General features: G+C 48.3%; 1 pseudogene. It reads right to left on the bottom strand.

What is annotated here, in order from left to right:
* A pseudogene (locus ACYVTD_RS18750) lies at positions 1-323 on the bottom strand (nicotinate phosphoribosyltransferase); the annotation flags it as partial.

The following is a 323-nucleotide window of genomic DNA, read 5'->3' as shown; positions in this document are numbered from 1 at the left end:
GGCTTCCTTCCACCCTGATAAGCGGCTCGTGCGGAAAAACGACGGTTCCTTCGTCCATCGCCCACAAAGAGCCGTTAAACCGAAAAGTTTTAAGAAAATCCAGAAACGCGCCTTCAAACACGTTCAGGCTTTTAAGGTATTCGATATCTTCACTTGAATAAGAAAAGTTTGATAATCTGTCGAGCAAGGTTCCAAGCCCGGCGAATATCGCATAACCGCCGTTAAATGGCTGTGTGCGGAAAAACATCTCGAACACGGCGCGCTCTTTTTTCCCGCGCTTCCAGTAGCCCTGCGCCATCGTAAGGGAATAAAAGTCGGTAAAG

The sequence above is a fragment of the Treponema sp. R6D11 genome, from assembly GCF_054786075.1.
The sequence above is the reverse complement of the archived record's forward strand: the minus strand, read 5'-3'. Positions and strand labels throughout refer to the sequence as shown.